A 4,867-nucleotide genomic window follows, 5' to 3' on the forward strand; every position below is an offset into this window, starting at 1 on the left:
TTACCCCTCATCGCTTACAAAAGATGCAAAATGCCTGGAATGCATCCTCTTGATAAACATTGTAACATTTGGTAAGCCGTATGCCTTAATAGGGCACGTACGGTTTGATAAGGGGGAAGCCTCGAGAGAGGTTTCCCTACTTTCTCATTGCCGTTATTGAACTAAATGGCAGGATAGTTCAAGAAGAATTGACACAAAAGGTCGTCAATGAAGCGATTTTCTTTTGTCAAATTTTAGAATAAGGGATTTCCAGTTGGAATATTATGTTAAAGTTAAAGATCAGAGCAGTTTTTAGGGTATTGATAGTGAGAGTAATTGGGGAAATGATTATCTTCGAGAAAAGTCCTATGATTCATTAAAACTAAAACAGTTTAAATTATAATTCTTAAGGGGTGTTTATTAATAGTTATAAATAGAAATAAAAATGAGAGTTTAATTGGAATCGTTCTGTTCATTGTAGAGATAGAGATTTACGAACTCACTGGTCTAGCGGCCGAGGTAACCTCATGAGAGTAATGAAAAAGCTACCAATTTCACATTTGCTGAAGAAGCGTAGATTTTGGGGTTATGGTGCCGCTATAGCGGTAATGCCTTATCTGTTAATCAAAATCGCCTGGACTTTCGGTCTCTTCATGCCGACCGAACAAATGGGTGAACCAAGTTGGCGCACTGCAAACGCAGTAACAATGGTTCTAGCTGCAGTTGGTATCCTGTTAGCATTGGCCTTTAGCATGACATGGGGTGAGCGACTGCCCGCCTGGTTGGTTGCCTTGCCCGTCTGGGTAGGTACTGGTTTACTTATACCTATGCTGTTGCTGGCACCTGTGCTTGGTCCTGCTGCTATGATACGCGATCAGCAGGCAGGAGCTGCCAACGTTTGGGTATATGAGCAGATTTTCGTAATGGTCTCACTGGTTGGAGTAAGCATCTGCCTACCTTTCGCCTTAGTTGAATACGCTAAAGCGCGTTGGCCAGAGGCATTTGCTGATTCAATCGACATTGAATTACTCCCGGGCAACAGCCAGAAACTGCAAATCACCTTAGCTAGGCTTGTCGCGGCTGGCTGTATCCTGCTTGGATTTATTAAGCTATTCTGGGCGGTTGGTGGAACTATTGGTATCAACCCAGCTATGTTGGATAAACGCGATTTATGGTGGCATCTATTGTCATTGAGTACCGGTGTGTGGGCCTTCGCGGGGGCGTGGGGTTTATTGGTACTGACCACCCGCCGCAGGTCGAAGAGGTTCTTCCCTCCTATGGCAGCAGCATGGATCTCGTCGGGAATGCTGTTCTCTTATAACCTCTTTAACCGCTTGTCCGCCACTCGCCCCGATGCACAACCAACTATAGAGTACCCGTTTGCATATGTACTAGCCACCGAGTTAGGTAGCATATTGGGAGTGATGATGGGAATAATTATCTTGATGGTACTGCACGACCGCCAGAGAGCAATGCGGAGTTCTAGAATGAATTAATGTTCCTAATATTGAATTATATTTATAAAAAGAAAATAAATTAAATGAAAAGGCCCCCAATTTGGTGGCCTTAATACCCTTGTTCAACTATCGGGTGCAAGAGTTAAAGATGGGCATAGTGCGGCGAATTTTTTGCTTGTCGTACTAAAGACGCAGGTTAATGAGGTGAAATTACGCCATTAATATCGCTATCGACTCAAAAAGCTAAAAAAATAAGACTAGGATTGTAAACCAGTCTCAAGTAATAAGTCATATATATCTCTTTCCACAATTTCCTCTAACAACATTTTTAAAAAAGAATCATTTAATTTATGTTCATAAGCCGTTAAATATATATCAATTAGCTCTTCATTAGATAGTGTTTTAAATCGCATTACTATCTCCTTGTTATTCATCCTAGAATAATTTTGTGCATATTTATAGAGAATTTTTGTAAGTCTTTATAAAATCCAAGGTGACTTTTTTATTGAGTTATAAGTAACCGCATTTTACTTTTTATAAAACTAATATCTTTTCATTTATAACCCGTACATAACGTACTAAATATGAATTTATCATAAAAAGCTCTTGGTCATCCTCTAGAACGTTTTTTTACAACTCCTGAATCCACCAACTTTTTTTATAGTCTAATGGTTTGCTAACAAAACTTTTTCATTTGTTCCTAACTTAATGGTAGATTCAGTAGGGATCCATAAACCGGTATTTTCATTTCTACCTTGAAGTACATATTTAGGGTTATTTTTCCCCATTCGTGAGGCAGCCAATTTTGAAAGTTCTCCAATTTTGCTGCCGCTTACGCGATTAATAATCAAGCTAAGCTTTGTATCCTTAAACTCGGTCAACATTTCATAATCGGTATTGCTGTCGCCTGCAACAAAGATAGGGCCACATCCTCCTTTATTACTGGCAATTTCATTTATAATCGTTTTTGTTTTTCCTTGACCAGCAGTAATCGGATAATTTTCTTCATAAACAGGCTTGATGTTTCCGGATTCTTTCTTTAATCTCATGCCAAATACGTTTTCTTCCGGAAGGTTATAACCATATTTAGGATTGGATGCGAATACTTCCACTACTTCTTCCATTGAAGCGGATACAACATAAACATCAATTCCATTATTCTGAAACGTGTGCATTAAATTTGAAATTTCAGGTGCCAATCGTAAACCCGTTATATGGGAAATGCTTACTACGCCAGCATCGCCGTGCAACTGTTGCGGACTTGTCAGTTTCTCTTTCGATATGCCTGCACCTAAGTTGAAATCATTAGAATCTTCTGCCAACTGTTTAACTTCTCCAACGGACATGTTTGAAAACAAGTAAAGAACCCATGGATAACTAATGTCAGTACTATACGTATCGCCAATTGCCTCATAAAGGAAATATAGTTTCACCTTAAAATCATGAAAATAATCTGTGGCGCGAATCTCATCGAGAGATTGATCGCCTATTAATACCTTGTAATGTCGATAAAGATAGTCATAATCCCGTTTTAGATCATTTGTAATCGCTTCTAGCGTTACCAATTCCCCGTTATTGTTTTTATAGGCGTTTGAAAATGGTCCATCTGGAATCTTCGTTTTTATGACTGTGTAAAACTCTTCTGGAGTCAGATTAAATTTCATTTGATCAATTTGATAGAAGAAAAGGGCTTCTTCTGTATCATTCATAATGCTCGTATTATCCCAGTCAAATATGGCGTAGGGTTTCTTTTCTGACTTATACCTAGAGCTTTTGGCACCATACTTGTTGATCAAATCTTGTATGGCTTCATATGTATTCGGAGCCCATTTCCCTTGATCCAACATCTGGATAGATGAAAGATTTTCTTTTTTTTCAAACTTTTTATCTTGATCCTCAACCTTTGATTTTTCAGATGTCGCTGAAAACCCTGTTGTCAGAAGCAAGCTGCTGATGACGATACTTCCCACGATGCCTTTCAGTTTTTTTCTTTGCATGAACATTTCCTGTTTCCTCCTTTTAAAGCAAAAAAAGCGCCTTTAACAACAGTCTATTAGACTGCTGCTAAGGCGCCTTTGCCCAGTAATTATTTTATACCTCTAAGATACCATAAATGTGCGAAATTTCAAATATTTAAACTAGTCAGTTTTTTAACTATTCACCATTATTCATAAAATGAATCCCCACAACAGCCAAAAATATTTACACCTCGTCCTTGTGGGTTTATACAAAATGGCGTTTGGGAAAAAGATGTATTCGAGTTTAAAAAGTAATATATTAATTTGATATTTCCACTCAACTAACGGATGCAGGAGTTCAATAAGGTGTTGCTGCCGCAGCATCTTTTTTGCTTATTGAGCTACTGGCAGTTAATTCAATAAAAAGACAAATTTAACGCAGATTATAAATGGTATAGAATTCGTAGTCCATCTCTTATTTTTTACTAGCCTGGGTAAAAAGGAGTAACTTTATGACATTTAAAAAATATATGATTGCTGCATTTATTGCTGCAATTCTTTCTATTGTTATTCGTTCCATACTTCGTGCCAATGGTATCCATAATTTTCTTAACCAAAACTCAACTGGTCAAATATTGTTATATTTGGTCATTTTGCATTGTGTTATTTATTCTTTAAGGGACGGTCTGATAAATAAGAATTATATAAATGAATTTTCAAGAGATTGTGAAGCATTGTACTTAAACTATCGGGTGCAAGAGTTAAAGAAGATGGAGATCGATGCAACGATCTTTTTATTTGGGTACAAAAGGGTAAGATTGTTTAAATAAAGAAGGAGTTTAAAAGGTGTATATTGAATGTAAATATTAGGGAATTTTAAAAAGGGGGGGTTTTTGGAATGGAATTAACTCATACACGTTTGCTTGTAGATAATTATAAAGACTGTTTTTTATTTTACAGAGATGTTTTAGGGTTTCAAGTTTCTTGGGGAGATGAAAATTCTCGGTATGCTGATTTTAAATTTAATAGTGGTGCTACTTTAGGACTTTTTGAACGTAAACTAATGGCTGAAGCCGTCGGTGTAGAATACTCTGCTGTTATTGAGAGGGTTGATAGAACGGCTTTGATTTTTCAAGTAAGTAGCGTTGAAGAAAAATATCAAGAATTAAAAGATAGAGTAGAGTTTATTACTAAGCCAACTGAACAAAAGGGTTGGGGAATTAAGGTCGCTCATTTTAGAGATCCTGATGGTTCACTTATAGAAATTTATGAAAATATTTAAGCTATCGGAGGCTTTCCTTAAAGACCAGGCTGCAAAAGGCAGCCTTTTTGTGCGACGGGCAGTCGCATGGAGTGTTGATCTAGTCGACACTCTTCTTTTCATTATCTGACAGAGACGTCATCTCGGTGAAACGACTGGTTGATGATGATGATACTGAATCCCAGATGGTGAAAGTCCATCTCCGAGGAGAC

At 37.5% G+C, this 4,867-nt stretch carries 5 protein-coding genes; 3 read left to right on the plus strand and 2 right to left on the minus strand.

What is annotated here, in order from left to right; all coding sequences use genetic code 11:
* Positions 1–506 precede the first annotated feature (506 nt).
* Positions 507–1,475 carry a hypothetical protein gene (locus E2K98_RS30095; protein ID WP_133340629.1) on the plus strand — a complete coding sequence of 323 codons (969 nt, stop codon included), beginning with the start codon at positions 507–509 and terminating at the stop codon, positions 1,473–1,475.
* Positions 1,476–1,693: 218 nt separating this feature from the next.
* Here the strand turns inward: E2K98_RS30095 and sda are convergent, their stop codons facing one another.
* Positions 1,694–1,849, minus strand: a complete 156-nt coding sequence (gene sda / locus E2K98_RS30100) for a sporulation histidine kinase inhibitor Sda (protein WP_133340631.1) — start codon at positions 1,847–1,849, stop codon at positions 1,694–1,696.
* A 252-nt stretch (positions 1,850–2,101) separates the two neighbouring features.
* The gene (locus tag E2K98_RS30105) at positions 2,102–3,439 is read right to left on the minus strand and encodes an HAD family hydrolase (RefSeq protein WP_235824984.1); all 1,338 of its coding nucleotides are present in this window, start codon (positions 3,437–3,439) and stop codon (positions 2,102–2,104) included.
* Positions 3,440–3,906: 467 nt separating this feature from the next.
* On the opposite strand from E2K98_RS30105, the gene E2K98_RS30110 reads away from it, so the two are divergent.
* The gene (locus E2K98_RS30110; RefSeq protein ID WP_133340633.1) at positions 3,907–4,224 is read left to right on the plus strand and encodes a hypothetical protein; all 318 of its coding nucleotides are present in this window, start codon (positions 3,907–3,909) and stop codon (positions 4,222–4,224) included.
* A gap of 68 nt (positions 4,225–4,292) precedes the next feature.
* Positions 4,293–4,676 (plus strand): VOC family protein, encoded by a 384-nt coding sequence (locus tag E2K98_RS30115; RefSeq protein WP_133340635.1) that lies wholly within the window; start codon positions 4,293–4,295, stop codon positions 4,674–4,676.
* The last annotated feature ends 191 nt before the right edge of the window (positions 4,677–4,867 follow it).

The sequence above is a fragment of the Bacillus salipaludis genome, assembly GCF_004358205.1.